This is a genomic window from Streptococcus mitis, from assembly GCF_047464965.1.
GTDB lineage: Bacteria > Bacillota > Bacilli > Lactobacillales > Streptococcaceae > Streptococcus > Streptococcus mitis_DU.
On sequence record NZ_JASHAT010000010.1, the window covers coordinates 41,680 to 67,860 of the forward strand.

Here is a 26,181-nt window from a genome sequence, read left to right on the forward strand (position 1 = left end):
TTTATGAAATTACTTAAAAACCTCGGCTGGTTTCTTCTAGCCCTTCTATCCTTTTTCTTTATCTATAGCTTCATTCAGGGGCTCGCGACTGCTTCGCTTGCCTTAGGCGCTTCCCCCTATGCTGTTACCTTGCTCTATGTGGCCTTGGCTGGAGTATACGTGTACGGCATTTACAAATGGTATCAGAAAGCTCCTGTTCATATTGAGAAGAGTGACTTCAACCGATTTATTTGGCTTCCTGCCTTGGTTTGGTTCTTAGCTCTTGTCGTTCAATTCTTCCTGCCCGATGATCCTTCAGTAAATCAGCAAATAGCGACAGACTTGACCTTGTCTCAACCACTCTTCTCCTTCTTTGCTGTCGTTATTTTTGCTCCTTTGACAGAAGAACTTATCTTTAGAGGGATGTTGGCACGCTATCTCTTTCCTAAGCAGGACAAGAGCAAACAGGTTCTGTTTCTTCTGGTATCTAGTGTTTTGTTTGCCTTGATTCATTTCCCAGGTGATGTTCAACAATTTTTAGTTTATGCTAGTCTTGGTTTTAGCTTGGGCTTGGCCTATATTAGTAGAAAAGGTCTGGTCTACAGTATTTCTCTCCACGCTTTGAATAATTTAGTCAGCTTTTTGATGATTCTCATGCTATAATAGAGTCAGGAGGTCACATGAAACGAGTAATTTTATTAGCAGTGATTCAAGCAGTCGTTCTATTTTTCATCATTGGAGCGCTAGCTTATGCCTTTAAGGGCGATTTCTTCTATAACTATCTAGCAGTTGTCTTTGCCCCTATTGCAGGTGTCTTGCGCTTTGGGACAGCTTATACAACGGAAATTGTCTTGCCTCGAAAGGCAGCCGAAATTGCTGAAAAGCGTAAAGCAGGCAAAAATTCAAAATAAAAGAGTCCGGTGAACTTCATCGGACTCTTTTATTGGCGCTAATTTTTAGGACCTTCACTTGATTTTTGAAACCTAGCAAACTTTTCTGCTGATTTTCATGAAGAGCCTGCGCTTTTATGGTAAAATAGTAACAGAATAAAAGAGGAGAGAAACAATGAAACGTAGTATGTATGCTGGTCGTGTTCGTGAGGAACACATCGGACAAGAAATGACCTTGAAAGGATGGGTTGGTCGTCGTCGTGACCTGGGTGGTTTGATCTTTATCGACCTTCGTGACCGTGAAGGAATCATGCAGTTGGTTATCAACCCTGAAAAAGTATCTGCAGAGGTTATGGCAACAGCTGAAAGCCTTCGTAGCGAATTTGTTATCGAGGTGACTGGACAGGTCGCTGCGCGTGAGCAAGCCAATGATAAGTTGCCAACTGGTGCAGTTGAGTTAAACGTGACAGCTCTGACAGTGCTTAATACAGCTAAGACAACCCCATTTGAGATTAAGGATGGGATTGAGGCCAATGACGATACACGTTTACGTTACCGTTACCTTGACCTTCGTCGTCCAGAAATGTTGGAAAATCTTAAACTTCGTGCTAAGGTGACCCACTCTATCCGCAACTACTTGGATGAGTTGGAGTTTATCGACGTGGAGACACCATTCCTTTCTAAGTCAACGCCTGAAGGGGCGCGTGACTACTTGGTGCCATCTCGTGTTAATAAAGGGCATTTCTATGCTCTTCCTCAAAGTCCACAAATCACGAAACAACTCTTGATGAATGCTGGTTTTGACCGCTACTACCAAATCGTTAAATGTTTCCGTGACGAGGACTTGCGTGGTGACCGCCAGCCTGAGTTCACTCAGGTCGACTTGGAAACGTCTTTCCTTACTGAGCAAGAAATCCAAGATATCACAGAAGGTTTGATTGCGCGCGTCATGAAGGAAACAAAAGGCATTGAAGTCACTCTGCCTTTCCCTCGTATGAAATATGATGACGCTATGGCTCTTTACGGTTCTGACAAGCCAGATACCCGTTTTGACATGTTACTTCAGGACTTGACAGAAGTGGTCAAAGGTGTAGACTTTAAAGTCTTTTCAGAAGCACCTGCTGTAAAAGCAATTGTGGTCAAAGGAGCTGCGGACAACTATTCACGTAAAGACATCGACAAGATGACGGAAGTAGCCAAACAATATGGTGCCAAAGGTCTTGCTTGGGTCAAGGTAGTTGATGGAGAATTAAACGGACCAGTTGCTAAGTTCTTGACTGGCATCCAAGCAGAATTGACAACAGCGCTTGCTCTTGAAGATAAGGACCTCGTTCTCTTTGTGGCGGATACGCTTGAGGTAGCCAATGCAACACTCGGTGCCCTTCGTGGACGTATTGCCAAAGAGCTTGGCTTGATTAATAACGATAAATTCAACTTCCTTTGGGTGGTTGACTGGCCAATGTTTGAATGGTCTGAAGAAGAAGGTCGTTACATGAGCGCCCACCATCCGTTCACCCTTCCACAGGAAGAGACGGCTCACGAATTAGAAGGTGATTTGGCTAAGGTTCGTGCCATTGCTTACGATATCGTCTTGAACGGTTATGAGCTTGGTGGTGGTAGCCTTCGTATCAATCAAAAAGACCTTCAAGAACGCATGTTCAAGGCTCTTGGTTTCTCAGCTGAAGAAGCAAATGACCAGTTTGGCTTCCTTCTTGAAGCCATGGACTATGGTTTCCCACCACATGGTGGTTTGGCTATCGGGCTTGACCGATTTGTTATGTTGCTTGCTGGAGAAGAAAATATCCGTGAAGTCATTGCCTTTCCTAAGAACAACAAGGCAAGTGACCCAATGACACAAGCTCCTTCAACAGTAGCTCTCAAACAACTAGAGGAACTCAGCTTACAAATAGAAGAAGATGAAACAAGCAAAACGAATTAAGCGGTGGCGCTATTATCTGCGCCGCTTTGCTCATCAGATAAAAATTTTACGTGTCTTACAAAGCATCTCTCGGGAAAAGTATGATGAGAAGATTTCGGCTTCTCTGGTCTATGGTTTTTTATCAGCAGTGGCGGTTAATTTCTTTTTCCAACCGGGGCATGTGTATTCGAGTGGTGCGACAGGTCTGGCACAGATTATCTCTGCCTTGAGTAATCACTGGTTTGGTTTTCATATTCCGATTTCGCTAACCTTCTACGCTATTAATTTTCCTTTGATGATCTTGGCTTGGTATCAGATTGGCCATAAGTTCACGGTCTTTACCTTTATCACGGTGTCCATGAGTTCCTTCTTTATCCAGTTTGTGCCTGTGGCGACCTTAACGGAGGATTCCATTATCAATGCCCTTTTTGGGGGTGTTGTCATGGGCTTGGGGATTGGTTTTGCTCTTCGAAACAATATCTCCAGTGGTGGGACGGATATCGTCAGCCTGACTATTCGCAAGAAAACGGGTAAGAATGTTGGTAGTATTTCTTTCTTGGTAAATGGGACCATCATGCTGATAGCAGGCTTGACCTTTGGTTGGGAATACGCTCTCTACTCTATGATTACCATCTTTGTCTCTAGCCGTGTCACAGACGCTGTCTTTACCAAGCAAAAACGGATGCAGGCCATGATTGTGACCAATCATCCAGAGAAGGTAATTGAAAAAATCCATAAAAAATTGCACCGCGGTGCAACCATGATCCACGATGCAGAAGGAACCTATAATCACGAAAGAAAGGCAGTTTTAATCACTGTCATTACACGTGCAGAGTTTAATGAATTTAAACAGATTATGAAACAGGTGGATCCAAGCGCCTTTGTCTCTGTCTCGGAGAATGTTCATATTTTGGGACGGTTCGTTGAAACAGATAATTAGTGATCAAAAAAACCAGCTCGAGCTGGTTTTTATTTTTCGATAATTTTGTGGGCAATCAACTGGCGATAACAAATTTGTTTATTGCTTTTAGCATCATTGATGATCTGGAGAATAGTTTCAAAGGAAACACGACCAAGCTCCAAACTATTGATATCGACATAGGCTGCCAAGTTGAGCTTGGGATTGACTGAGTCGAAGCTGAGGACAGGGACATCCAGTTGGTGTTTTGCGATGTAATCACAGACCCCTGCAGCAAGGAGACTATCAATGGTAATAATAGCGTCAATATTTGGATCGTGTTTGAAGAGAAGTCTACTAAAGCGATAACCATTATCTTCAAGAAATTCAGTAGCAAAGTAAGTCAGATTAGTATCGAGAGGAAGTTGGTATTGTTTTAGAGCTAGCTCGTAACCTGTCAGACGGTCTTGTGTTACGAAGAGTCGCTTAGTACCTCCGATAAAGGCAATTCGCTTGCATCCTTTTTTGATGAAATACTCTGTCGCATCAAAACCAGCTTGGACATTGTCATTATCGACAAGTGGAATGAAGGGAGATAGAGATTTACCTAAGATAAGGAAAGGAAATTGCTCGTCTGCTACTAACTTAACCAAAGGGTCCTCTTCTTGGGCATAGAGGAAAATCAAACCATCTACACGCTTACCATAGACCATCTGAGAAATAGCTTTAAGACGCTCTTTGGCATCTTTACCTGTCGCGATCTGAATGGCGTAGTGGTTTTCAGAGGCGACTTGGGCGATACCACGGAGGACAGATGGGAAGAAAGGATTTTGATAGAAGGCGTCTGAGTCGTCAGGAAGAACCAAGCCGATAACTTGGGTATAACTGCTTACCAAACTACGAGCGTTGAGGTTGGGGTGGTAATTGAGCTCCTTCATAGCCTTGCGAACGCGTTTTTTTGTTTCGTCGCTAATGGTTGATTTATTTTGAATAACACGGGTTACAGTTGAAGGCGAAACACCAGCAGCCTTGGCCACGTCTTTAATCGTAACGGGCATAAAAATCTCCTATTTATGGTAATCTGGATCACGGAAATGTGTTTTATAAAAGATAGTGACCAGATACAGAACAAAAAGAATGTTTTGTACAGTAATCAGAGTTGTCATATTTTGGCCAAATAAGCCCAAAATAAGCGTAATCAGAGTAGGTAAACCTAAACAGTTCAAGATAAAATGATAGCACTCTTTAAAGGTCCTAAATGAAAAGAGGCGTGATTTCTTAGTGATATAGAGGAGAAGACTGGCTCCTATAGAGACGATAAAGAAATTCAAACCAAAGAGGAAGCTCGCACCGAGAACTAGAAAGAGACTGATATAGACACGATTCTGCTGGTACCAGTCTTTAGAAATTGCTTGGGTCAAGCTATCTTTGCTTTTGAAACTCTCAGTCTGAATCGCTCGGTAAGAGACGCGGGTCAGTTCTTTACTTTCTTTGCTGATGACTAGTTCTTTCGTATCGAAATGCAGTTGCAAGTCCTTAGGTAATTCCTTGCTTTGACTTGGACCGATTACAATAGAAGGTGCTTGATTAGCTGTTCCTGTATAAGTTAATGTGCCATCAACAATTCTAGCATGTTCAGAGAGATCCTGGACAACCTCATCTGTAAGAGGCTCATAGACATTATCGATAAAGGTTTCTAGCGGATAAGTCTCCTGTGAGCTGTTTTGAATGGCAATGGGTACCATAGACAAGCTGATAAGGAAGATACTGGTAAAGAGAAGCTGAAACCAGTTGAGCCCGAAACGTTTGGACAGGGGCTTACGAAATCCCCAAATACTTGAAAAATAGGAAAATGGATATGGAAGCATAGGTATCTTTCTAAAAGGTGTTTTCTATATGAGTATTATTATATAGAGAAATGTGCTTTATTTCAAGTCTAGGAGAAAAATTGCTTGCTACAAGGATATTATCACAGTAGCAACCGCTAATACTCAATGAAAATTAAAGAGCAAACTAGGAAGCTAGCCGCAGGTTGCTCAAAGCACAGCTTTGAGGTTGCAGATAAAGCTGACGAGGTTTGAAGAGATTTTCGAAGAGTATAAAATGAAAAAGGGTGGCGGGGATATATTATCCCTTGTCGCCACCACTTGTAAGTCCTGAAACAAAGTTCTTTTGTAGGAAGAAGAAGAGAATACAGATTGGAAGGGCAATGAGGATAGCACCTGCTGAGAAGTAGGCAATCTTCAAGTTTTTCACATTGCTAACGAAGGTTTGGAGACCTACGGCAACAGTAAAGTATTCTTTCTCACGAAGCAAGAAACTAGAAAGGATATAGTCTCCAAAAGGTCCCATGAAGGCCCAGAGAGCTTGTACGGCAACCATTGGGCGAACAAGTGGAAGAACAATTTGCCAGAAGCGGCGGAAGTGTCCTGCACCGTCTAGTTTTGCAGATTCGTCTAGAGACATTGGCACTGTATCGAAGTAGCCCTTCATGAGCCAAGCATTCATTGGGATACCACCACCAACGTAGAGGAAGATGAGGAACCAGCTGTGGTTAAGGGCGTTCAACATAAGTGCCATAACGAAGAAGGCTGTCAAAGCGGCCATTGTTGGAACCATTTGGATAATCAAGAAGAAGACCAAACTTTGTTTACGAGCCAAGAAGTTGTAACGGCTGTAAGCATAACCAGCAAGTACGATAATACTTGTTTGAACAGCCATAGTAATTAAGGCGATAATCAAAGTGTTGAGATACCAAGTACCGTACAAGGTTTCAGTGAAGAGGCCTTTAAAGTTATCAAAATTGAGGTCGATATTAGTATCGAGTTTAAAGGCCACGACGTTACCTGCTTTAAAGGCTGACATGATGGTAATCAAAAGTGGATAGATAATCACGATTGATAGGCCAATTAAGTAGAGGTAAGTAAGGGTTTGAGTCAGTCTACGTTTGAGTTTAATTGAGTTATTCATCTTAGACGTCCTCCATATCAAATGCGTGTAGTTTCTTGAATGCGATCATAGAGATTGAGATGACAATGATAGAGATAATCAAGGTAACAGCTGCCGCCATTGAGTATTGAGGAGATGTACCTGTTGTCAAACGGTAGATCCATGAGATCAAGATATCGGTTGAACCAGCTCCACCTCCGACACTACCAGGTCCTCCACCATTGAAGAGGTACATGATAGAGAAGTTGTTAAAGTTGAAGGTGTATTGACTAATCAAAGTAGGTGCTGCAACAGCCAAGATCATTGGGAAAGTGATGTTGCGGAATTTTTGCCAAGCATTGGCACCGTCAATATAAGCTGCTTCGTAAAGGTCGTTAGGAATAGATTGCAAGATACCTAAAGTCAAAACGTAGATGTATGGGAATCCAAGCCAACCTTGCATCATAATCAAGGCAATTTTTGTCCAAGTTGGGTCTGTTTTCCAAGGAATAAGAGCACCATCAAGGAAAGGAAGAAATTTAGCCAAGATTGGCAAGACTTGAGTGTTGATGGCTCCGACACTATCATTAAACATATTTGAGAATGTCAAGATAGTGATGAAGGCTGGGACAGCCCAAGGAAGAAGGAAAATAACACCAAAGATACGTTTTCCTTTGATAAATGGTTGGTTAGCAATGATAGCTGTGAAGATACCAATCACGATCTGTAAAGTTGAGGCAGATAAAGCCCAGATGATAGTCCAAGAAAGAACGGCACCGAAGGCAGAACGGAAGGTACTCAAACTCCAGATGTTCGTAAAGTTTGTCAAACCAACCCAGTCCAACAATTTGTTTGGTGGCAAGTGTTGGAAGTCGTAGTTGGTAAAGGCGATCATCAAGGTTACGATAACTGGGAAGATGATCGCAAAAGTCATGGCAACATAAGATGGAATGATCAAGAGGTAAGGGAAGCCATTTTCATAGATTCCTTTGACCATTTCTTTAAAGGTAAGTGCTACTGGTATGCCATTGTTAATGTGTTTGGCAGTTGTATGTGCATCTTTGATATTTGCGAAATAAAAGAGTACATAAACAACTACAAAGATTAAATGGAAGGCACCACGAATCAGCATAAAGAGGGAATTGTCACGACCTGGTTTGTCACCAAGAGTGATGAGATTACTCAATTCAGGGGCTGCAAGTGCTAGGAAGTAGAGGAGAAATACAAGGGTTACACCAAGGAAGATAAAACCTTTTGCTTTTTGTTTATTGTAAATCTGTCCTAACCCAGGAATGATAGACAGCAGGGCTGCTTTACTAGGTTGTTGCTTTTCCATAATAACTCCTTTCATAGGATACTGGTTTCTAATTAAAACCTAAACTATATATGTTTTCTATTGATAAATTCAAAGGGGGATTTGAATTCCACCCCCCTTGAACAAATTTTTTATTCACCAAATTTTTGTTTGATTGTTTCTTTGATCAATGTTACAGCGTCGTTAGCAGCTGTTTTCGCATCTTTCTTACCACTTACAGCATCAAAGAGCATATTTTTCGCTGGATCCCAAACTGCAGACATTTGAGAGATGTTTGGCATTGGTTGAGCGTTCTTGAACTGTTTGATAACAGCTGTTGTCAACTCATCGTTTTTACCTTCAGCGTATGAACGAGCCTCAGTGTTAGCTGGGATTTCGTTAGTCTTATCGTATAATACTTTTTGTTGTTCAGTTGAAACAAGGAAGTCTACAAATTTTTGAGAAGCTTCAAGGTTCTTAGTGGCTTGAGGGATGACCCAAGCTTTACCACCACCAAATGCAGCATATTCTTTTCCGTTTGGAAGAGTTGGGATAGTCGCAACACCGTAGTTTACTTTAGCATCTTTGAAGGCTTGGGCTTTCCAAGGTCCGTCGATGATAGCAGCTGTTTTACCTTCTTGGAAATGAGTTTGGATTAAGTTGCCAGCACCTTCCGTATCTTGCATACCTTTAGGCCATTTTTCATACCAAGATTTAGCGTATTCTATACCTTTGATAGCGCCGTCGTTGGCAAGACCGATATCTTTAGCGTCCTTACCGTTTTGACCGAATACGTAAGCGCCGTTACCAGCAAGAAGTCCGTATGCATAGTAGAAGTTTGTCCAGTCAGCTAGGAAAGCAGAAGTTTTTCCATCTTCACCAGCGAAGGCATATTTGCTATCTTTAGCAAGGTTTTCTAAGTCAGCAAAAGTTTTTGGAGCTTCTTTTATCAAGTCTTTGTTGTAGTACATAACAAGTGACTCGATAACGGCAGGAGCACCGTAAACTTTACCATTAGCAGCTGTTACAAGAGATTTAGTTGTGTCGTCTGTTTTAGCACCATCGCTCAATTTCACTTCTGAAAGTTGTCCGTCAGAACCAAGGCTACCTACACGGTCGTATGGAGCCATCATAACATCAGGGACATTACCAGATTGGTTGTCAAGAGAAAGTTTATCAAGACCTCCTAGAGCATCACCAGTTTTAAGAGTGACTTTTACTCCAGTTTCTTTTTCATAAGCTTTAGCAACCTCTTCAATATAGCTCTTATATCCCTCGTCTACATATACAGTGAGTTCTTTCGCTTCAGATGAACCAGAATCAGCAGGCTTATCAGCAGTTTTGCTTCCGCAAGCTACCAAAAGCAAGCTAGCAAGTGTAACAGTTCCAAGCACAGCAGCGCTCTTCATGAATTTAGATGACATAGTGTATTCCTCCTAAAGAATAACAAATTTTATAATGAGGAAACGCAAACGTTTTCCTTTATGGGACTAGTATAGCACAATCGGAAAGCGGTTGCAAGTGTTTTTTGTAAAAATTTTTTAAAAAATTGTGAAAAAAGTAAACGCTTCATCGTCATATAATAGTAGAAAATCCCAAAAATCCGTTTTGTTTTAAATTTAAAAAAAGTTGAGAAAACGATTGCCTAATTTACAAATGGAAAGCAGGGAGGATTCTCACTTTATTTTTGCTTAATGAGATAAGTGAAACCCGTATTCCTATTTTGTTTGTTTCCTGAAAGAATATATATACGAGTAAGAAGAAAAAATTTTAAAAAAATAATCAAAAAAGTTATCTAAAACCGCTTGCATTTATCAAGAAAATAAGCTATACTAGTAATAGCGCAAACGTTTGCGTTCATAAAAATGTAATATCTAACTATAAACACATGAGGTGCTTATTATGAAAAAACGTCAAAGTGGTGTGTTGATGCACATTTCTTCTCTTCCAGGAGCATACGGAATCGGATCATTTGGTAAAAGTGCTTACGACTTCGTTGATTTCTTGGTTCGCACAAAACAACGTTACTGGCAAATCCTTCCACTAGGAACAACTAGTTACGGAGACTCTCCTTACCAATCTTTCTCAGCCTTCGCAGGGAACACTCATTTTATCGATTTAGATATCTTGGTGGAACAAGGCTTGTTGCAAGCAAGTGACCTTGAAGGGGTTGACTTTGGTAGTGATGCGTCTGAAGTTGATTATGCGAAAATCTACTATGCACGTCGTCCTCTTTTAGAAAAAGCGGTAAAACGTTTCTTGGAAGTGGGAGATGTTAAAGATTTTGAGAAATTTGCTCAAGACAACCAATCATGGCTTGAACTCTTTGCAGAGTATATGGCTATCAAAGAGCATTTTGACAATCTTGCTTGGACTGAATGGCCAGATGCAGATGCTCGTGCTCGTAAAGCTTCAGTACTTGAAAGCTACCGTGAGCAATTGGCAGACAAGTTGGTTTACCACCGTGTGACTCAATATTTCTTCTTCCAACAATGGTTGAAATTGAAAGCTTACGCTAACGACAACCACATCGAAATCGTTGGGGACATGCCAATCTACGTAGCGGAAGATTCAAGCGATATGTGGGCAAATCCACATCTCTTCAAGACAGATGTCAACGGTAAGGCTACTTGCATCGCAGGATGCCCGCCAGATGAGTTTTCTGCAACTGGTCAGCTTTGGGGTAACCCAATCTATGACTGGGAAGCAATGGACAAAGACGGTTACAAATGGTGGATTGAACGCTTGCGTGAAAGCTTCAAAATCTACGACATCGTTCGTATCGACCACTTCCGTGGCTTCGAATCTTACTGGGAAATCCCTGCTGGTTCTGATACAGCAGCACCTGGTGAGTGGGTGAAAGGTCCTGGCTACAAGCTTTTTGCAGCTGTTAAGGAAGAACTTGGTGAGTTAAACATCATCGCAGAAGACCTTGGTTTCATGACAGACGAAGTTATCGAATTGCGTGAACGTACTGGCTTCCCAGGAATGAAGATTCTTCAATTTGCCTTCAACCCAGAAGACGAAAGCATCGATAGCCCACACTTGGCACCTGCTAACTCAGTTATGTACACAGGAACACACGATAACAATACGGTCCTTGGTTGGTACCGTAACGAGATCGATGATGCGACTCGTGAATACATGGCTCGCTACACTAACCGTAAAGAATACGAAACAGTGCCACATGCTATGCTTCGTACAGTCTTTTCATCAGTTAGCTTCATGGCAATCGCAACTATGCAAGATTTGCTAGAATTGGATGAGGCAGCTCGTATGAACTTCCCATCTACTCTTGGTGGAAACTGGTCTTGGCGTATGACTGAAGATCAATTGACACCAGTTGTCGAGGAAGGCTTGCTTGACTTGACAACAATCTATCGCCGAATCAATGAAAATTTGGTAGAATTAAAGAAATAATACAATATCAGGAGACACCTTAAACATGTTATCACTACAAGAATTTGTACAAAATCGTTACAATAAAACCATTGCAGAATGTAGCAATGAAGAGCTTTACCTGGCTCTTCTTAACTACAGCAAGCTTGCAAGTAGTCAAAAACCAGTTAACACTGGTAAGAAAAAAGTTTACTACATCTCAGCTGAGTTCTTGATTGGTAAACTTTTGTCAAACAACTTGATCAACCTTGGTCTTTACGACGATGTTAAAAAAGAACTTGCAGCTGCAGGTAAAGACTTGATTGAAGTTGAAGAAGTTGAATTGGAACCATCTCTTGGTAATGGTGGTTTGGGACGTTTGGCTGCCTGCTTTATCGATTCAATTGCTACTCTTGGTTTGAACGGTGACGGTGTTGGTCTTAACTACCACTACGGTCTTTTCCAACAAGTTCTTAAAAATAACCAACAAGAAACAATTCCAAACGCATGGTTGACAGAGCAAAACTGGTTGGTTCGCTCAAGCCGTAGCTACCAAGTGCCATTTGCTCACTTCACATTGACATCAACTCTTTACGATATCGATGTACCTGGTTACAAGACAGAAACTAAGAATCGCTTGCGTTTGTTTGACTTGGATTCAGTTGATTCTTCAATTATTAAAGACGGTATCAACTTTGATAAGACAGACATTGCTCGCAACTTGACTCTTTTCCTTTACCCAGATGATAGTGACCGTCAAGGTGAATTGCTCCGTATCTTCCAACAATACTTCATGGTTTCAAACGGTGCGCAATTGATCATCGAAGAAGCAATCGAAAAAGGAAGCAACTTGCATGACCTTGCTGACTACGCAGTTGTCCAAATCAACGATACTCACCCATCAATGGTTATCCCTGAATTGATCCGTCTTTTGACTGCTCGTGGTATCGAACTTGACGAAGCAATCTCAATCGTTCGTAGCATGACTGCCTACACTAACCACACAATCCTTGCTGAAGCCCTTGAAAAATGGCCTCTTGAATTCTTGCAAGAAGTGGTTCCTCACTTGGTGCCAATCATCGAAGAGTTGGACCGTCGCGTGAAAGCAGAATACAAAGATCCAGCTGTTCAAATTATCGATGAGAGCGGACGTGTTCACATGGCTCACATGGATATCCACTACGGATACAGTGTTAACGGGGTAGCAGCACTTCACACTGAAATCTTGAAAAATTCTGAGTTGAAAGCTTTCTACGACCTTTACCCAGAAAAATTCAACAATAAAACAAACGGTATCACTTTCCGTCGTTGGCTCATGCATGCTAACCCAAGATTGTCTCACTACTTGGATGAGATTCTTGGAGAAGGTTGGCACCATGAAGCTGATGAGCTTGAAAAACTCTTGTCTTATGAAGACAAAGCAGCTGTCAAAGAAAAATTGGAAAGCATCAAAGCTCACAACAAACGTAAATTAGCTCGTCACTTGAAAGAACACCAAGGTGTGGAAATCAATACAAACTCTATCTTTGATATCCAAATCAAACGTCTTCACGAGTACAAACGCCAACAAATGAACGCTTTGTACGTAATCCACAAATACCTTGACATCAAAGCTGGTAACATCCCTGCTCGCCCAATCACAATCTTCTTTGGTGGTAAAGCAGCTCCAGCCTACACAATCGCTCAAGACATCATTCACTTGATCCTTTGCATGTCAGAAGTTATTGCTAACGATCCAGCAGTAGCTCCACACTTGCAAGTAGTTATGGTTGAAAACTACAACGTTACTGCAGCAAGCTTCCTTATCCCAGCATGTGATATCTCAGAACAAATCTCACTTGCTTCTAAAGAAGCTTCAGGTACTGGTAACATGAAATTCATGTTGAACGGAGCTTTGACTCTTGGTACTATGGACGGTGCTAACGTGGAAATCGCTGAGTTGGTTGGCGACGAAAACATCTACATCTTTGGTGAAGATTCAGAAACTGTTATCGACCTTTACGCAAAAGCGGCATACAAATCAAGCGAATTCTACGCTCGTGAAGCTATCAAACCATTGGTTGACTTCATCGTTAGCGATGCAGTTCTTGCAGCTGGAAACAAAGAGCGCTTGGAACGTCTTTACAATGAATTGATCAACAAAGACTGGTTCATGACTCTTCTTGACTTGGAAGACTACATCAAAGTCAAAGAGCAAATGTTGGCTGACTACGAAGACCGTGACGCATGGTTGGATAAAGTTATCGTTAACATTGCTAAAGCAGGATTCTTCTCATCTGACCGTACAATCGCTCAGTACAACGAAGATATCTGGCACTTGAACTAATACTCTTCGAAAATCAAATTCAAACCACGTCAGCGTTATTTGCAACCTCAAAGCGGTGCTTTGAGCAACCTGCGGCTAGCTTCCTAGTTTGCTCTTTGATTTTCATTGAGTATAAGATACAAGATTTATACTAATACACTTTCCTATAAAGCGAATTTCGATTGAAATTCGCTTTTTTGAATGCTGTGGATTTTGGTTAATTCTGTCTAAAAATAGAGAAATTCTAGATGCAGTGAAGGCTTAGAAATGCTGGTTTTCACTGTCTTCAGCCTTATATTTCTTTGTAGTTGATTACCTTATATCTCTTGTATCCGCTTACATAAAGTGTTATAATATGATTATAGGAAAGAAGGTGTTCTTATGTGGAAAAAATATTTTTCAAAATATAAATGGACGGATTTATTTTGGATTCTATTTGTTATTTTAACATGCCTCTTGGCGGGTAATAGTAATCTTTACCCCCTTACCCATCAAGAAATCTCTTATCATGGGTGCTTATCGGGAATTACACTTGCCTTATTTCACTTGCTATTTATTGATAAGTTTTTTATTTCGAATCGAAAATAAATGGAGAAGCTAAAAGCTTTAAATGTTTTAGACTTTTGGGATAGATAGTTTAAAAATTGGCTCTATAATATTTGTAGTGGGTAAATCCCCTATAGATATTATGGAGCCGTTTTTATTGTAGAAAAAAAGTCCCATAAGATCTATAATGAAAAGCGACCAAACCATCATTAGAAAGAATCCTATGGAACAATTACATTTTATCACAAAACTACTAGACATTAAAGACCCTAATATCCAATTTATGGATGTCATCAATAGGAATACCCACAAAGAAATCATCGCTAAACTGGACTATGAGGCCCCATCTTGCCCTGATTGTGGAAGGCAAATGAAGAAATATGACTTTCAAAAACCGTCTAAGATCCCTTACATAGAAACGACTGGTATGGCTACTAGAATTCTACTTAGAAAACGTCGTTTTAAGTGCTATCAGTGTTCAAAAATGATGGTTGCTGAGACTCCTCTAGTAAAGAAAAATCATCAAATCCCTCGTATCATCAACCAAAAAAATGCTCAGAAGCTGATTGAAAAAACTTCTATGACCGATATTGCCCATCAGCTGGCCATCTCAACTTCAACTGTCATTCGCAAGCTCAATGACTTCCGTTTTAAGTCTGATTTTTCTCGTCTGCCTGAGATTATGTCTTGGGATGAGTACTCCTTTACAAAGGGAAAAATGAGTTTCATTGCACAAGATTTTGAAAAGCTCAATATCATCACTGTTCTCGAGGGAAGAACACAAGCTATTATTCGAAATTACTTTCTTAAATATGATAGAGTCGTCCGATGTCGAGTGAAAATCATTACTATGGATATGTTTAGCCCTTACTATGACTTGGCTAAACAGCTTTTTCCAAACGCTAAAATCGTGTTGGATCGTTTCCATATTGTCCAACACATGAGCCGTGCTATGAGTCGTATGCGTGTCCAAATCATGAATCAGTTTCATCGAAAATCCCATGAATACAAGGCTATCAAGCGTTACTGGAAACTCATCCAACAAGATAGTCGGAAACTCAGCTATAAACGTTTTTATCGCCCTACTTTTCGCATGCACTTGACGAATAAAGAAATTCTAGACAAGCTTTTGAGCTATTCAGAAGACTTGAAACACCACTACCATCTCTATCAACTCTTGCTTTTTCACTTTCAGAATAAGGAACCGGATAAATTTTTCGGGCTCATTGAGGACAATCTAAAGCAGGTTCATCCTCTTTTTCAGACTGTCTTTAAAACCTTCCTCAAGGATAAAGAGAAAATTGCCAACGCCCTTCAACTACCCTATTCCAACGCCAAACTGGAAGCCACCAATAATCTTATCAAACTTATCAAGCGCAATGCCTTTGGATTTCGGAACTTTGAAAACTTCAAAAAACGGATTTTTATCGCTCTGAATATCAAAAAAGAAAGGACGAAATTTGTCCTTTCTAGATATTAGCTTTTCTTCAACCCACTACAGTTGACAAAGAGCCTAAAAATTGAAATTTAAAACCGCAGATTTTCTTGAAATGCGGTTTTTTGTGTCAATTAGAGTACTTTCCCAACCAGAATCTCAGCCTCAATGGTAATCTCTGTCAGTTGGCTCCAGTCAATCTTGCTCTGGTCAATGTGAAAGAGGAGAGGAGTCATACTGAGTAGGGCTTGGAGCTGCTCTGCTGTGATAGTTTTAGTCAGAGAGGCAGTTTGACTAGATAGGATGGTAAAGTGTTCTTGGAAATGATTTTTGATATCTTGGTTGGAATAGTCCTTGTTTGTCAGCTGGTCTTGTACCTTCTGACGGATTTCCTTGAGGTGATTTTCAGTTGGGATAACCTTTATCAAGATGCCGTTTTGGGATAGAACGCGACGAAATTCTCCATAGTTGGCAGGTGAGAAGATATCAAGCAGGATATCCATGCTGGAGTCTTTTATAGGAAGACGAGCTAAGTCACCAACAAACCAATTGACTGCCCAGTTGGGTTCGCTCTTGGCAGCGATTTGGACTGAATCTTTGGAGATGTCAAAGGCATAGAAGGTTTTGTCAGGATGCCTTTCTTGAAGCTTGCGAGAATAGAAACCTTCACCACAACCAATATCTAAAATTGTGTTGGCATTTTTTGAGTTTGAAAGTAAATCAGAGACGACCTCTAGAATAGCCTGATAAAAGCCGGCTTCTAGGATTTGTTGACGGTTTTGAAAATTTTCCTTGTCGTAGTTAGCAGATTGCTTGATTTGAGGGGCTAGATTGACATAGCCGAATTTCGCCAAGTCAAAAGAATGACGGTTGTAGCACTTGAAACTAGTCTCTAGCAGAGTCAGATTTTTTTGACAGATAGGACAGGCAAAGGCAGTCGCAGAAGCAAAACGCTGAATTTTGGGTTTGAGATTTGTATTCATAGTTTAAGTGTATCAAAAGAGGCAAATGAAAGCAACTTTAGGAATAAGTAGATGGGAGATTCAGTAGAAATAAAACTAATACTCTTCGAAAATCAAATTCAAACCACGTCAACGTCGCCTTGCCGTACTCAAGTACAGCCTGCGGCTAGTTTCCTAGTTTGCTCTTTGATTTTCATTGAGTATAATTCTCCAATTTATGAAATGACATTGCTTTTATATCTAAATTGCTATATAATAATGATAAGGAGGAAATAAGTATGTTAAAAGAAGTATTAACCGTCGCAAAAGTTGCGAAAAAATCATCACTCTTTTTGGGTGGTGTCGCATTTGGTACCCTTGGTTTGAAAATCTTGGCAAGTAAGGAAGCTAAAAAAGGTTATTCTAAAGCTTTGGCTAAGGCTTATAAGTTAAAAGACGAGCTAGATGCATCTGTTTCTGTTGTGAAGCAACATGGAGACGATGTCTTGCAAGATGCCAAATATTTGTACGAGCAAGAGAAAAAAGAAGAGCAATTAGATAGCCTTATAGGGGAATAATATGTCTTTTAAAGTGCTACATAGAGGATACCAACATATCCGACTATCATCTTCTTTTTCACTCACCTTGGATATTCAAGACTATCTTCGTTCCTTGGCGAGAGATGAAAAGGGGATTGAGTCTATCCAGTTTTACATGGATCAACAGCACTTTACTCTACGTATAAAAGAAGGCTTTTCTGTATTAGATAATGCAGAAGCCTTTTTAAAAAGAATTGATAAAGGGAAAGTTTCTGAGTTGATGACTCTTCCTGTTCGTAGAGAAGAGAGTGCCTATTCTATCGTTTCAGGTGCAGCGATTAAGCGTGTGCTTTTTCGTAGTCTTGTGCCGTCTCCTATTCGCTATATATGGACTTGTTATCAGGCTTTTGGATATGTTAAAGAAGCCTATCAAACACTAGTGCGTAAGGAACTAACGATGGAGGTCTTGGACTGTTCGGCTATTTTATTGTCTTTGTTTATGAACCAATCCAAGACTGCCAGCAACATCATGTTTATGCTTGATTTGGGGAATCATTTAGATCAGTGGTCCTTGAAAAAAACGGCAACAGATTTAGAACAGAGTCTTCTTGCAAAAGAGAGCGATGTATTCTTGGTACAGGGCGATACGGTCGTTAGTATCAAGAGTTCCGATGTTCAAATAGGAGATGTCTTGGTCCTATCTCAAGGAAATGAAATTCTGTTTGATGGACAAGTAGTTTCAGGTTTAGGTATGGTCAACGAAAGTTCCTTGACGGGAGAGAGTTTTCCAGTTGAAAAAAGAGAGTCTGATTTGGTTTGTGCAAACACAGTCTTGGAGACTGGGGAGCTACGCATTCGTGTAACCGATAATCAGATGAACAGCCGTATTTTACAGCTGATTGAGTTGATGAAAAAATCTGAAGAAAACAAGAAAACGAAACAACGTTATTTCATCAAGATGGCGGACAAGGTCGTCAAATATAATTTCTTGGGGGCTGGTCTGACTTATCTATTAACAGGTTCTTTTTCTAAGGCTATTTCTTTCCTATTGGTCGATTTCTCCTGCGCTTTGAAAATCTCTACTCCTGTAGCTTATTTAACAGCTATCAAGGAGGGGTTGAATCGTGAAATGGTGATTAAGGATGGGGATGTTCTGGAGAAATATCTGGAAGTTGATACTTTCTTGTTTGATAAGACGGGAACAATCACAACTAGTTATCCTATAGTTGAAAAGGTGTTACCTTTTGGGGACTATAGTGAAGAAGATATTCTCAGAATCAGTGCCTGTCTTGAGGAACACATTTATCATCCTATTGCTAATGCCATCGTCAAGCAAGCTGAGATAGAGGGAATTGAACATGAGGAAATGCATGGGAAACTCCAATATATCGCAAGCAAGGGGATTAAATCTCATATAGATGGGCAACCAGTTCTTATTGGGAATTATGTTTTGATGCAGGATGAGCAAATTCATATCAGTTCAGAACAAAATGCTTTAATTGAAGAGTACAAGAGTCACTACAATCTCTTATTCTTGGCTTATCAGAATGAATTGATTGGAATGTTCTGCATTCATACTCCTTTGAGAAAAGAAGCAAAAGCAGCCTTGGAGAAACTTAAGGCGCAAGGGAAAAAATTGATTCTGGCAACAGGGGACACCTTGGTTAGAACAGAGGAATTAGTCAAAGATTTGCCCTTTGATCAGGTCTATACAGACTTGAAACCTGATGGAAAATTTGAGTTAGTAGAGGAACTGCAGAAAGCAGGTCACACTATTTTGATGGTTGGGGATGGGTTGAATGACTCAGCTGCTCTAACCCTATCAGATATCGGTGTGGTGATGAATGAGAGTGCAGATATTTCTAAGCAGATGAGCGATATCTTATTGTTAGATAATCGCTTGGATTTCTTTCAAGAGTTGGATTGGCTATCATCATCTTTGCAAACACTCATCAAGAAGAATATTCAAGATACTGTTGTCGTAAATAGTAGTTTGATTGGCTTTGGCTTGTTTAACTGGCTCAGTCCTTCAAATCTCTCTATCTTACATAATCTAACAACCTTGCGCATTGTACTGCGTAGCCTGTCTATTAAGGGATAGGTGGGGACTATTAACAGCAAAAAGGAGTTACCTTTCTCGAGGTTAACTCCTTTTTTTATAGGTAAATGTTGAACAGTTTAGTAAGTCAATACAAAGTATTTTTTCTTTCCACGACGGATAACAGTTAGTTCGTTCTCTAACTTATCTGCGTCAGTCAAGACATAGTCAAGGTCTTGGATGCGGTCACCGTTTACGTAGATAGCTCCGTTTTGGACGTCTTCACGGGCTTGGCGTTTTGAGTTAACCACACCAGATGAAACGAGCAGTTCCACGATATTGTGGTTTTCGTCTTCTTGTACCTGGTAGTTTGGTACTCCACGAAGTCCTTGTTTGAGCTCTTTAACAGAAAGGTTTTTGATGTTTCCTGCAAAGAGTTGCTCAGTGATGTTAAGAGCTTCTTTGTAGGCTTCTTCTCCGTGAACAAGTGTAACGACTTCACGAGCCAAGACTTTTTGAGCCAAGCGTTCGTGTGGCGCTGCTTCAAATTGTTTACGGATGTCTTCAATCTCATCAAGTGACAAGAAAGTAAAGATTTTCAAGAAGCGAACAGCGTCAGCGTCCATAACGTTCATCCAGAATTGGTACATTTCATATGGGGAAGTCTTTTCAGGATTGAGCCAGACTGCGTTTCCTTCTGATTTACCAAATTTCTTACCAGTTGCATCGGTAATCAGTGGAACAGTGATAACGTGGCCTGTCTTGTCAGCCTTACGACGAAGCAATTCGGTACCAGCTGTCATATTTCCCCACTGGTCAGAACCACCGATTTGAAGCGTTACGTTGTGGTCTTGGTTAAGAACGAAGAAGTCGTAACCTTGCATGATTTGGTAAGCGAACTCAGTGTAAGAAATTCCTGTTTCAATCCGTTTTTTCACAGACTCCTTGCTCATCATGTAGTTGACAGTAAAGTATTTTCCGATATCACGGAGGAAATCAATGAAGCTGATGCTGCCAAACCAGTCGTAGTTGTTGACCATGACAGCCTTGTTTTCCCCATTTTCAAAGTCAAGAAAACGAGAAAGTTGTCCTTGGATAGACTTGACCCAGCCATCTACTGTGTCTTTTGTTTGGAGACTACGTTCAGCATCTTTGAAGGACGGATCTCCGATGAGACCTGTAGCACCGCCAACGAGCGCATAGGGTTTGTGACCTGCTAGCTGCAAGCGACGACTTGTCAAGATTGCGACAAGGTGGCCTAGGTGAAGGCTGTCAGCAGTTGGATCGTAGCCAGTATAATAAGAAACTTGACCTTCTTCTAGGGCTTTACGCAAAGCTTCTTCATCAGTCGTTTGAAAAATCAAACCACGCTCTTTTAGCTCATCAAAAATGTGCATGTGTCTTTTCTCCTTTTTAAAAATATTGTTTCTAACTATTGTATCACAAACTTGGGCAATAGCCTAGTAGAATAGGGAAGAAAGTGGCTATTTTATTGAAAGTTTACCTTTTATGGTATAATAGTTACAGTGAGGAAATCCATGCAAAATCAATTAAATGAATTAAAACAAAAAATGCTGGAATTTTTCCAGCTAGTAAAATCAAAAATAAATCATAAAAAATCAGAGAAAGTCTCAGAAGAGAAGCAGTCGGATGGGACAGGTGGGAAAGTTCTGGCTATCCTAGGTAGCATTTTAGTTGTTATCAAGGGAATTTTGAATACTCTCTTTATTCTAGGCTTTATCGGTGGGCTTTTTGGTGCTGGTGTAGCTCTTGGTTATGGAGTTGCTTTGTTTGACAAGGCCAAGGTTCCCCAATCGGAGGACTTGGTCAAGCAGGTTAAAAATATTTCTTCCATCTCAGAAATTGTTTACGCAGATGGGAGTGTCATTGCTTCTATCGAGAGTGATTTACTGAGAACTTCTGTCTCATCTGAGGAAATATCGGACAATCTCAAAAAGGCTATCGTTGCAACTGAGGACGAACATTTTCTTGAACATAATGGGGTTGTGCCAAAAGCTGTGATTCGGGCGACTTTGGGAACCTTTGCAGGTTTGGGCTCATCTAGCGGGGGCTCGACCTTGACCCAACAGTTAATCAAGCAACAAGTGGTCGGAGATGCTCCGACTTTGGCTCGTAAGGCTACAGAAATTGTTGATGCCCTTGCCTTGGAACGCAGCATGAGTAAGGATGAAATCTTGACCACTTATCTCAATGTTGCTCCCTTTGGTCGAAATCATAAAGGGCAGAATATTGCAGGTGCCCAGCAAGCTGCTGAAGGGATTTTCGGTATCGATGCTAACAAGCTGAGTATTCCCCAAGCTGCCTTCCTAGCAGGTTTGCCACAGAGTCCGATTACTTATTCCCCTTATGAAAATACTGGAGAGTTAAAGAGTGATGAAGACTTAGAGCTTGGTTTGAAACGAGCTAAGGATGTTCTCTATAATATGTACCGTACGGGTGCCTTGACTCAGGAAGAATACGACCAGTACAAGGATTATAATCTCAAGCAAGATTTCTTGCCATCAGGAACTGTCAATGCTGTTTCGAGGGATTATCTCTACTTTACAGCTATGGCTGAAGCGACAGACCGTATGTATGATTATTTAGTTCAACAGGACAATGTCTCTAGCCAAGAGTTGAAAAACGATTCGATTCAAAAGGCCTATCATGAGCGAGCTGAGCAGGAACTAAGTAATGGCGGTTACAAAATTACTACAACGATCAATAAAAAAATCCATAACGCTATGCAAAATGCAGTTGCTAACTATGGTCATTTGGTAGATGATTCGACTGGGCAGCCTGAAGTAGGGAATGTTTTGATGGACAATAAAACGGGAGCTGTTCTAGGCTTTGTTGGTGGTCGTAATTACCAGACCAACCAAAACAATCACGCCTTCGACACCAAGCGTTCGCCAGCCTCTACAACCAAGCCTTTGTTGGCCTACGGTATTGCCATTGATCAAGGTTTGATGGGAAGCGCTAGTATCTTGTCCAATTATCCAACAAAATTCTCTAATGGAAATCCTATCATGTATGTAAATAGTCCAGGTACAGGCATGATGACTTTGGGAGAAGCCTTGAACTATTCATGGAATATCCCAGCCTATTGGACCTATCGTATGCTTCGTGAGAAGGGTGTTGATGTCAAGGGCTATATGGAGAAAATGGGTTACGAGATTCCGGAGTACGGTATCGAAAGTCTGCCTATGGGCGGTGGTATTGAAGTCACAGTTGCCCAGCATACCAATGGTTATCAAACAATTGCTAATAACGGTGTCTACCATCAGAAACATGTGATTTCTAAGATTGAATCATCTGATGGTAGAGTAATCTATGAATTTCAAGACAAGCCAGTTCAAGTGTACTCGAAGGCAACGGCAACAATTATGCAGAGTTTGCTTCGTGAGGTGATTTCATCTCGAATCACTTCAAGTTTCCAAACGGATTTGGCTTCTATCAATTCAAGCTTAGCTCGTGCAGACTGGATTGGTAAGACTGGTACAACCAATGAAGATGAAAATATGTGGCTCATGCTGTCAACACCAAGATTGACTCTAGGTGGTTGGCTAGGGCATGATGACAACCGCCCAATGGCTAAGGGGGCTGGACATTATCGAAATGCCAAATATATGGCTTACTTGGTCAATGCTATCCAACAGGCTGAGCCTGGTGTTTGGGGCAATGAACGCTTTAATCTTGATTCTAGTGTGACCCAATCTCAGGTCCTCAGATCTACAGGACAGAAGCCAGGCAAAGTATCCGTTAATGGAAAAACAGTGGATCTTTCAGGGGCTACTGTAACGAGCTATTGGGCTAATAAGGCGGGAGCTCCTACGACTAGCTATCACTTTGCTATTGGAGGAAGTGAAGCAGATTATCAAAATGCTTGGTCAAGTATTATTGGTAGTTTCTCATCTACGCCAAGTTCAAGTAGTAGTTCTAGCAGTACATCAAGTTCATCATCTACACAACCAAATAGTAGAAGATAGGAAAGTGGCATTGATTGCCACTTTTTTCTTTTTTCCTTTCGTGTTACAATAAAGGTATGAATCAGTATCAGAAAAAGATTGTTAAAGGAACTATTTATTCGCTCCTATCCGGCTTAATCTGGGGAATCTGTGGAATTTTAGGAGAATATTTCTTTACTCATTATCAAGTGTCCTCTGGCTGGATTACCTCTATGCGTTTGACACTGGCAGGGAGTCTTGTGCTCATTTGGTCTGCAGTGCAATTAAAATCGCAAGTGCTAGATATTTGGCGAGATAAGAAAAATTACCTACCCTTTTTAGCCTATGCTATTTTGGGGATTTTTTCAGTTCAGTATTTTTTCTACCTCTGCGTAGAATATTCTAATGCAGCGACAGCAACTATTTTACAGTTTATTAGCCCTGTCTTTATCCTCTTTTACAATCGCTTGGTTTATCAAAAACGAGCGTCAAAAAGCGCTATTTTTTATGTTTTGGTTGCCATGTTGGGTGTTTGCCTGATGGCGACAAAGGGAGATCTCTCTCAATTATCCATGACACCACTAGCACTTGTGACGGGTTTGCTGAGTGCCATGGGGGTCATGTTTAATGTTATCTTGCCTCAACCTTTTGCTAAGCGTTATGGTTTTGTACCCACGGTTGGATGGGGGATGATTTTGGCAGGTTTATTTAGCAATGTCCTCTCGCCGGTTTATCAGCTTTCCTTTACTCCGGATATTTGGAGTATCTTGATTTGCCTCATTATCGCTTTCTTTGGGACGGCTTTTGCCTTTTTCATTTCCATGAAGGCTGTGTCCTTGGTTTCTCCTTTGGTGGTTTCCGTTATCAGTGCCAGTGAACCTCTCTCTTCTGCCCTTTTGAGTGTTTTATTTTTAGGTTTAGTAGTGGATTGGTCCCTTCTTCTAGCTATGGCCTTGATTATTTTACCTATGATTTTCCTATCGATAGAAGAAGCGAAAGAAAGTAAATAAAAAGTCTTTTCTTAATTCTAAAAGTGTGCTATACTAGAATAGTCAATAAAACACGGGGAGATAGTTGTGAAGAGTGTTTTTAGGTTGTATCGGTAGGGGCTTGCTTTTACCGACAGCACGTTTTATCTCACATCCCTAAAAATCATACCTAAAAACAAACAAAAAGGCTTCAAATTTGAGGCCTTTTTTGGTAGAATAGGTATCATTAAAATGAACTAGGAGGCGCCTATGACTGCTACAAAAATGAACGCTCAAGAAATTATCCAATTTATCGCCAATGCTGAAAAGAAAACCAGTGTGAAAGTAACATTTGAGGGACAACTCGCAACTGCTGTACCTAGCTCTGTTGTCAAACTAGGAAATGTTCTATTCGGAGACTGGAAGGACGTGGCTCCGCTTCTCGATGGTTTGGTAGAAAATCAAGACTATGTTGTTGAGCAAGATGCTCGCAATTCTGCAGTTCCCTTGCTAGACAAACGTGCTATCAACGCTCGTATCGAGCCAGGTGCTATTATCCGTGACCAAGTTGAAATTGGAGACAATGCTGTTATCATGATGGGGGCTGTTATCAATATCGGTGCTGAAATTGGTGCAGGAACTATGATTGACATGGGTGCCATCCTTGGTGGCCGTGCTATCGTTGGGAAAAACAGTCACGTTGGTGCAGGTGCGGTTCTTGCAGGTGTGATTGAGCCAGCTAGCGCAGAACCAGTCCGTGTTGGAGACAATGTTCTCATCGGTGCCAATGCAGTAGTTATCGAAGGGGTCCAAATCGGTAGTGGTTCAGTTGTTGCAGCAGGAGCTATTGTTACCCAAGATGTCCCAGAAAACGTGGTGGTAGCAGGTGTTCCAGCTCGCATTATCAAAGAGATTGATGCCCAAACCCAACAAAAAACAGCGCTAGAGGATGCGCTTCGTACCTTATAATTGTAAAAGTAATAAAGAGGCGGAACCCTTCTTCCAGCCTCTTTCTGCTATATCGGAGGATAGATAGATGTTAGATTTGATTCAGACTAGACGAGATTTGCACCAGATTCCAGAGATTGGCTTGGAGGAGTTCAAGACTCAAGCTTATCTGTTGGATGTGATTGAGAAATTGACTGCGGGTAAGAATTTTGTCCAAGTTCGAACTTGGCGGACAGGGATTTTGGTCTATTTGCAGGGAAGTCAGCCGGAGCGGACCATTTGTTGGCGGACAGATATTGATGGTCTGCCTATCGTTGAACAAACAGGCCTTCCTTTTGCTTCTCAGCACCAAGGTCGCATGCACGCCTGTGGACATGATTTCCACATGACTATTGCCTTGGGCTGTCTTGAGCGAGCCCTTGAGGAGCAACCAAAGAACAATCTGCTCTTTCTGTTTCAACCTGCTGAAGAAAATGAAGCTGGTGGTATGCTCATGTATGAGGATGGCGCTTTTGGAGATTGGTTACCAGATCAATTTTATGGCCTCCATGTTAGGCCAGATTTGAAGGTTGGCCAGATTGCGACCAATACTCATACACTCTTTGCAGGTACTTGCGAGGTGAAGATCCGTTTCAAAGGCAAAGGGGGACACGCAGCCTTTCCACATGAAGCTAATGACGCCTTGGTGGCGGCTAGTTACTTTGTGACCCAGGTGCAGTCAGTTGTCAGCCGCAATGTCAACCCAATCGAGGGAGCAGTGGTGACCTTTGGTCTTTTCCAAGCCGGAACAACCAACAATGTCATCACAGACACAGCCTTTTTACATGGAACTATTCGGGCTTTGACACAGGACATGAGTCTCTTGGTGCAAAAGCGGGTCAAAACAGTTGCAGAAGGAGTTGCAGCAGCCTTTGATATGGAAGTCGAAGTGGAACTCAAACAAGGTGGATACCTGCCTGTTGAGAACAATCCAGCCTTGGCGCGTGAACTAATGAATTTCTTTGAAGAAAAAGAGGGAATCGAGCTGATTGATATCGAACCTGCTATGACAGGTGAGGACTTTGGTTATCTCCTTTCAAAGGTTAATGGCGTTATGTTTTGGCTAGGTATCGATAGTCCCTACGCCCTTCATCACCCTCAGATGAGTCCCAAGGAAGAGGCATTAGCTATTGGGGTGGATGCGGTCTCTAGTTTCCTGAAAAAGAAGGCAGCAGAGTAGAGGGGTTGTC

21 protein-coding genes are annotated in these 26,181 nt (G+C 41.2%); 14 read left to right on the top strand and 7 right to left on the bottom strand.

Annotated features, from left to right (window positions below):
- Positions 1 to 3: 3 nt before the first annotated feature.
- The 4 genes from QM408_RS07590 to QM408_RS07605 all read left to right on the top strand — a co-directional run bounded on the left by QM408_RS07590 (position 4) and on the right by QM408_RS07605 (position 3,727).
- Positions 4 to 642 carry a CPBP family intramembrane glutamic endopeptidase gene (locus tag QM408_RS07590; RefSeq protein ID WP_023947603.1) on the top strand — a complete coding sequence of 213 codons (639 nt, stop codon included), beginning with the start codon at positions 4 to 6 and terminating at the stop codon, positions 640 to 642.
- 17 nt (positions 643 to 659) lie between these two features.
- Positions 660 to 890 carry a hypothetical protein gene (locus tag QM408_RS07595; protein ID WP_000832184.1) on the top strand — a complete coding sequence of 77 codons (231 nt, stop codon included), beginning with the start codon at positions 660 to 662 and terminating at the stop codon, positions 888 to 890.
- A 154-nt stretch (positions 891 to 1,044) separates the two neighbouring features.
- Positions 1,045 to 2,808 carry an aspartate--tRNA ligase gene (aspS, locus tag QM408_RS07600; protein WP_078238539.1) on the top strand — a complete coding sequence of 588 codons (1,764 nt, stop codon included), beginning with the start codon at positions 1,045 to 1,047 and terminating at the stop codon, positions 2,806 to 2,808.
- Positions 2,786 to 3,727, top strand: coding sequence for a YitT family protein (locus tag QM408_RS07605; RefSeq protein ID WP_414374136.1), 942 nt, complete (start codon positions 2,786 to 2,788; stop codon positions 3,725 to 3,727). The genes aspS and QM408_RS07605 overlap by 23 nt, the downstream gene beginning before the upstream one ends.
- Positions 3,728 to 3,756: 29 nt before the next feature.
- Here QM408_RS07605 and QM408_RS07610 read toward each other — a convergent pair whose 3' ends face one another.
- The 5 genes from QM408_RS07610 to QM408_RS07630 all read right to left on the bottom strand — a co-directional run bounded on the left by QM408_RS07610 (position 3,757) and on the right by QM408_RS07630 (position 9,331).
- On the bottom strand, positions 3,757 to 4,743 hold the full coding sequence (locus QM408_RS07610) for a LacI family DNA-binding transcriptional regulator (protein WP_001145419.1): 987 nt from the start codon (positions 4,741 to 4,743) through the stop codon (positions 3,757 to 3,759).
- A 9-nt stretch (positions 4,744 to 4,752) separates the two neighbouring features.
- Positions 4,753 to 5,553: a DUF1189 domain-containing protein gene (locus QM408_RS07615; protein WP_261150611.1), complete on the bottom strand. Its 801-nt coding sequence runs from the start codon at positions 5,551 to 5,553 to the stop codon at positions 4,753 to 4,755.
- A 259-nt stretch (positions 5,554 to 5,812) separates the two neighbouring features.
- On the bottom strand, positions 5,813 to 6,655 hold the full coding sequence (locus QM408_RS07620) for a sugar ABC transporter permease (RefSeq protein ID WP_261051590.1): 843 nt from the start codon (positions 6,653 to 6,655) through the stop codon (positions 5,813 to 5,815).
- A 1-nt stretch (position 6,656) separates the two neighbouring features.
- A complete protein-coding gene (locus QM408_RS07625) occupies positions 6,657 to 7,949 on the bottom strand; it encodes a carbohydrate ABC transporter permease (RefSeq protein WP_000414973.1) in 1,293 nt (430 codons plus the stop codon).
- Positions 7,950 to 8,059: 110 nt separating this feature from the next.
- Positions 8,060 to 9,331: a maltodextrin ABC transporter substrate-binding protein gene (locus QM408_RS07630; RefSeq protein ID WP_000095474.1), complete on the bottom strand. Its 1,272-nt coding sequence runs from the start codon at positions 9,329 to 9,331 to the stop codon at positions 8,060 to 8,062.
- A 478-nt stretch (positions 9,332 to 9,809) separates the two neighbouring features.
- Between QM408_RS07630 and malQ the strand changes: the two genes are divergently transcribed.
- From malQ to QM408_RS07650, 4 genes are all read left to right on the top strand, one after another.
- The gene (gene malQ / locus QM408_RS07635) at positions 9,810 to 11,327 is read left to right on the top strand and encodes a 4-alpha-glucanotransferase (protein ID WP_070479571.1); all 1,518 of its coding nucleotides are present in this window, start codon (positions 9,810 to 9,812) and stop codon (positions 11,325 to 11,327) included.
- 25 nt (positions 11,328 to 11,352) lie between these two features.
- Positions 11,353 to 13,611 carry a glycogen/starch/alpha-glucan family phosphorylase gene (gene glgP / locus QM408_RS07640; RefSeq protein ID WP_414374139.1) on the top strand — a complete coding sequence of 753 codons (2,259 nt, stop codon included), beginning with the start codon at positions 11,353 to 11,355 and terminating at the stop codon, positions 13,609 to 13,611.
- 360 nt (positions 13,612 to 13,971) lie between these two features.
- On the top strand, positions 13,972 to 14,178 hold the full coding sequence (locus tag QM408_RS07645) for a hypothetical protein (protein WP_000265676.1): 207 nt from the start codon (positions 13,972 to 13,974) through the stop codon (positions 14,176 to 14,178).
- 181 nt (positions 14,179 to 14,359) lie between these two features.
- Positions 14,360 to 15,616 carry an ISL3 family transposase gene (locus QM408_RS07650; protein ID WP_414374141.1) on the top strand — a complete coding sequence of 419 codons (1,257 nt, stop codon included), beginning with the start codon at positions 14,360 to 14,362 and terminating at the stop codon, positions 15,614 to 15,616.
- 89 nt (positions 15,617 to 15,705) lie between these two features.
- Here QM408_RS07650 and QM408_RS07655 read toward each other — a convergent pair whose 3' ends face one another.
- Complete coding sequence (locus QM408_RS07655) at positions 15,706 to 16,554, bottom strand: putative RNA methyltransferase (RefSeq protein ID WP_414374143.1); 849 nt, start codon at positions 16,552 to 16,554, stop codon at positions 15,706 to 15,708.
- Positions 16,555 to 16,811: 257 nt separating this feature from the next.
- Here QM408_RS07655 and QM408_RS07660 point away from each other — a divergent pair, with 257 nt between their 5' ends.
- Together QM408_RS07660 and QM408_RS07665 are read left to right on the top strand one after the other, a co-directional pair.
- Entirely contained in the window at positions 16,812 to 17,090 is a 279-nt protein-coding gene (locus tag QM408_RS07660) for a DUF6110 family protein (RefSeq protein ID WP_000910909.1), read from the top strand.
- A 1-nt stretch (position 17,091) separates the two neighbouring features.
- Positions 17,092 to 19,152 carry a heavy metal translocating P-type ATPase gene (locus QM408_RS07665; protein ID WP_084947292.1) on the top strand — a complete coding sequence of 687 codons (2,061 nt, stop codon included), beginning with the start codon at positions 17,092 to 17,094 and terminating at the stop codon, positions 19,150 to 19,152.
- Positions 19,153 to 19,229: 77 nt separating this feature from the next.
- Here QM408_RS07665 and tyrS read toward each other — a convergent pair whose 3' ends face one another.
- Complete coding sequence (gene tyrS, locus QM408_RS07670) at positions 19,230 to 20,486, bottom strand: tyrosine--tRNA ligase (RefSeq protein ID WP_084947295.1); 1,257 nt, start codon at positions 20,484 to 20,486, stop codon at positions 19,230 to 19,232.
- Between the two features lie 141 nt (positions 20,487 to 20,627).
- Here tyrS and pbp1b point away from each other — a divergent pair, with 141 nt between their 5' ends.
- The 4 genes from pbp1b to QM408_RS07690 all read left to right on the top strand — a co-directional run bounded on the left by pbp1b (position 20,628) and on the right by QM408_RS07690 (position 26,171).
- A complete protein-coding gene (gene pbp1b / locus QM408_RS07675; RefSeq protein WP_414374146.1) occupies positions 20,628 to 23,078 on the top strand; it encodes a penicillin-binding protein PBP1B in 2,451 nt (816 codons plus the stop codon).
- 56 nt (positions 23,079 to 23,134) lie between these two features.
- Positions 23,135 to 24,046, top strand: coding sequence for a DMT family transporter (locus QM408_RS07680; protein WP_004258909.1), 912 nt, complete (start codon positions 23,135 to 23,137; stop codon positions 24,044 to 24,046).
- A 228-nt stretch (positions 24,047 to 24,274) separates the two neighbouring features.
- Positions 24,275 to 24,973, top strand: a complete 699-nt coding sequence (gene dapD / locus QM408_RS07685; protein WP_000127460.1) for a 2,3,4,5-tetrahydropyridine-2,6-dicarboxylate N-acetyltransferase — start codon at positions 24,275 to 24,277, stop codon at positions 24,971 to 24,973.
- Between the two features lie 67 nt (positions 24,974 to 25,040).
- The gene (locus QM408_RS07690; protein WP_045610949.1) at positions 25,041 to 26,171 is read left to right on the top strand and encodes an N-acetyldiaminopimelate deacetylase; all 1,131 of its coding nucleotides are present in this window, start codon (positions 25,041 to 25,043) and stop codon (positions 26,169 to 26,171) included.
- The last annotated feature ends 10 nt before the right edge of the window (positions 26,172 to 26,181 follow it).

Coding starts and splice junctions, on each gene's coding strand:
- QM408_RS07590 (WP_023947603.1), top strand. CDS start 4: ATGAAATTACTTAAAAACCTCGGCTGGTTTCTTCTAGCCCTTCTATCC.
- QM408_RS07595 (WP_000832184.1), top strand. CDS start 660: ATGAAACGAGTAATTTTATTAGCAGTGATTCAAGCAGTCGTTCTATTT.
- aspS (WP_078238539.1), top strand. CDS start 1,045: ATGAAACGTAGTATGTATGCTGGTCGTGTTCGTGAGGAACACATCGGA.
- QM408_RS07605 (WP_414374136.1), top strand. CDS start 2,786: ATGAAACAAGCAAAACGAATTAAGCGGTGGCGCTATTATCTGCGCCGC.
- QM408_RS07610 (WP_001145419.1), bottom strand. CDS start 4,743: ATGCCCGTTACGATTAAAGACGTGGCCAAGGCTGCTGGTGTTTCGCCT.
- QM408_RS07615 (WP_261150611.1), bottom strand. CDS start 5,553: ATGCTTCCATATCCATTTTCCTATTTTTCAAGTATTTGGGGATTTCGT.
- QM408_RS07620 (WP_261051590.1), bottom strand. CDS start 6,655: ATGAATAACTCAATTAAACTCAAACGTAGACTGACTCAAACCCTTACT.
- QM408_RS07625 (WP_000414973.1), bottom strand. CDS start 7,949: ATGGAAAAGCAACAACCTAGTAAAGCAGCCCTGCTGTCTATCATTCCT.
- QM408_RS07630 (WP_000095474.1), bottom strand. CDS start 9,331: ATGTCATCTAAATTCATGAAGAGCGCTGCTGTGCTTGGAACTGTTACA.
- malQ (WP_070479571.1), top strand. CDS start 9,810: ATGAAAAAACGTCAAAGTGGTGTGTTGATGCACATTTCTTCTCTTCCA.
- glgP (WP_414374139.1), top strand. CDS start 11,353: ATGTTATCACTACAAGAATTTGTACAAAATCGTTACAATAAAACCATT.
- QM408_RS07645 (WP_000265676.1), top strand. CDS start 13,972: ATGTGGAAAAAATATTTTTCAAAATATAAATGGACGGATTTATTTTGG.
- QM408_RS07650 (WP_414374141.1), top strand. CDS start 14,360: ATGGAACAATTACATTTTATCACAAAACTACTAGACATTAAAGACCCT.
- QM408_RS07655 (WP_414374143.1), bottom strand. CDS start 16,554: ATGAATACAAATCTCAAACCCAAAATTCAGCGTTTTGCTTCTGCGACT.
- QM408_RS07660 (WP_000910909.1), top strand. CDS start 16,812: ATGTTAAAAGAAGTATTAACCGTCGCAAAAGTTGCGAAAAAATCATCA.
- QM408_RS07665 (WP_084947292.1), top strand. CDS start 17,092: ATGTCTTTTAAAGTGCTACATAGAGGATACCAACATATCCGACTATCA.
- tyrS (WP_084947295.1), bottom strand. CDS start 20,486: ATGCACATTTTTGATGAGCTAAAAGAGCGTGGTTTGATTTTTCAAACG.
- pbp1b (WP_414374146.1), top strand. CDS start 20,628: ATGCAAAATCAATTAAATGAATTAAAACAAAAAATGCTGGAATTTTTC.
- QM408_RS07680 (WP_004258909.1), top strand. CDS start 23,135: ATGAATCAGTATCAGAAAAAGATTGTTAAAGGAACTATTTATTCGCTC.
- dapD (WP_000127460.1), top strand. CDS start 24,275: ATGACTGCTACAAAAATGAACGCTCAAGAAATTATCCAATTTATCGCC.
- QM408_RS07690 (WP_045610949.1), top strand. CDS start 25,041: ATGTTAGATTTGATTCAGACTAGACGAGATTTGCACCAGATTCCAGAG.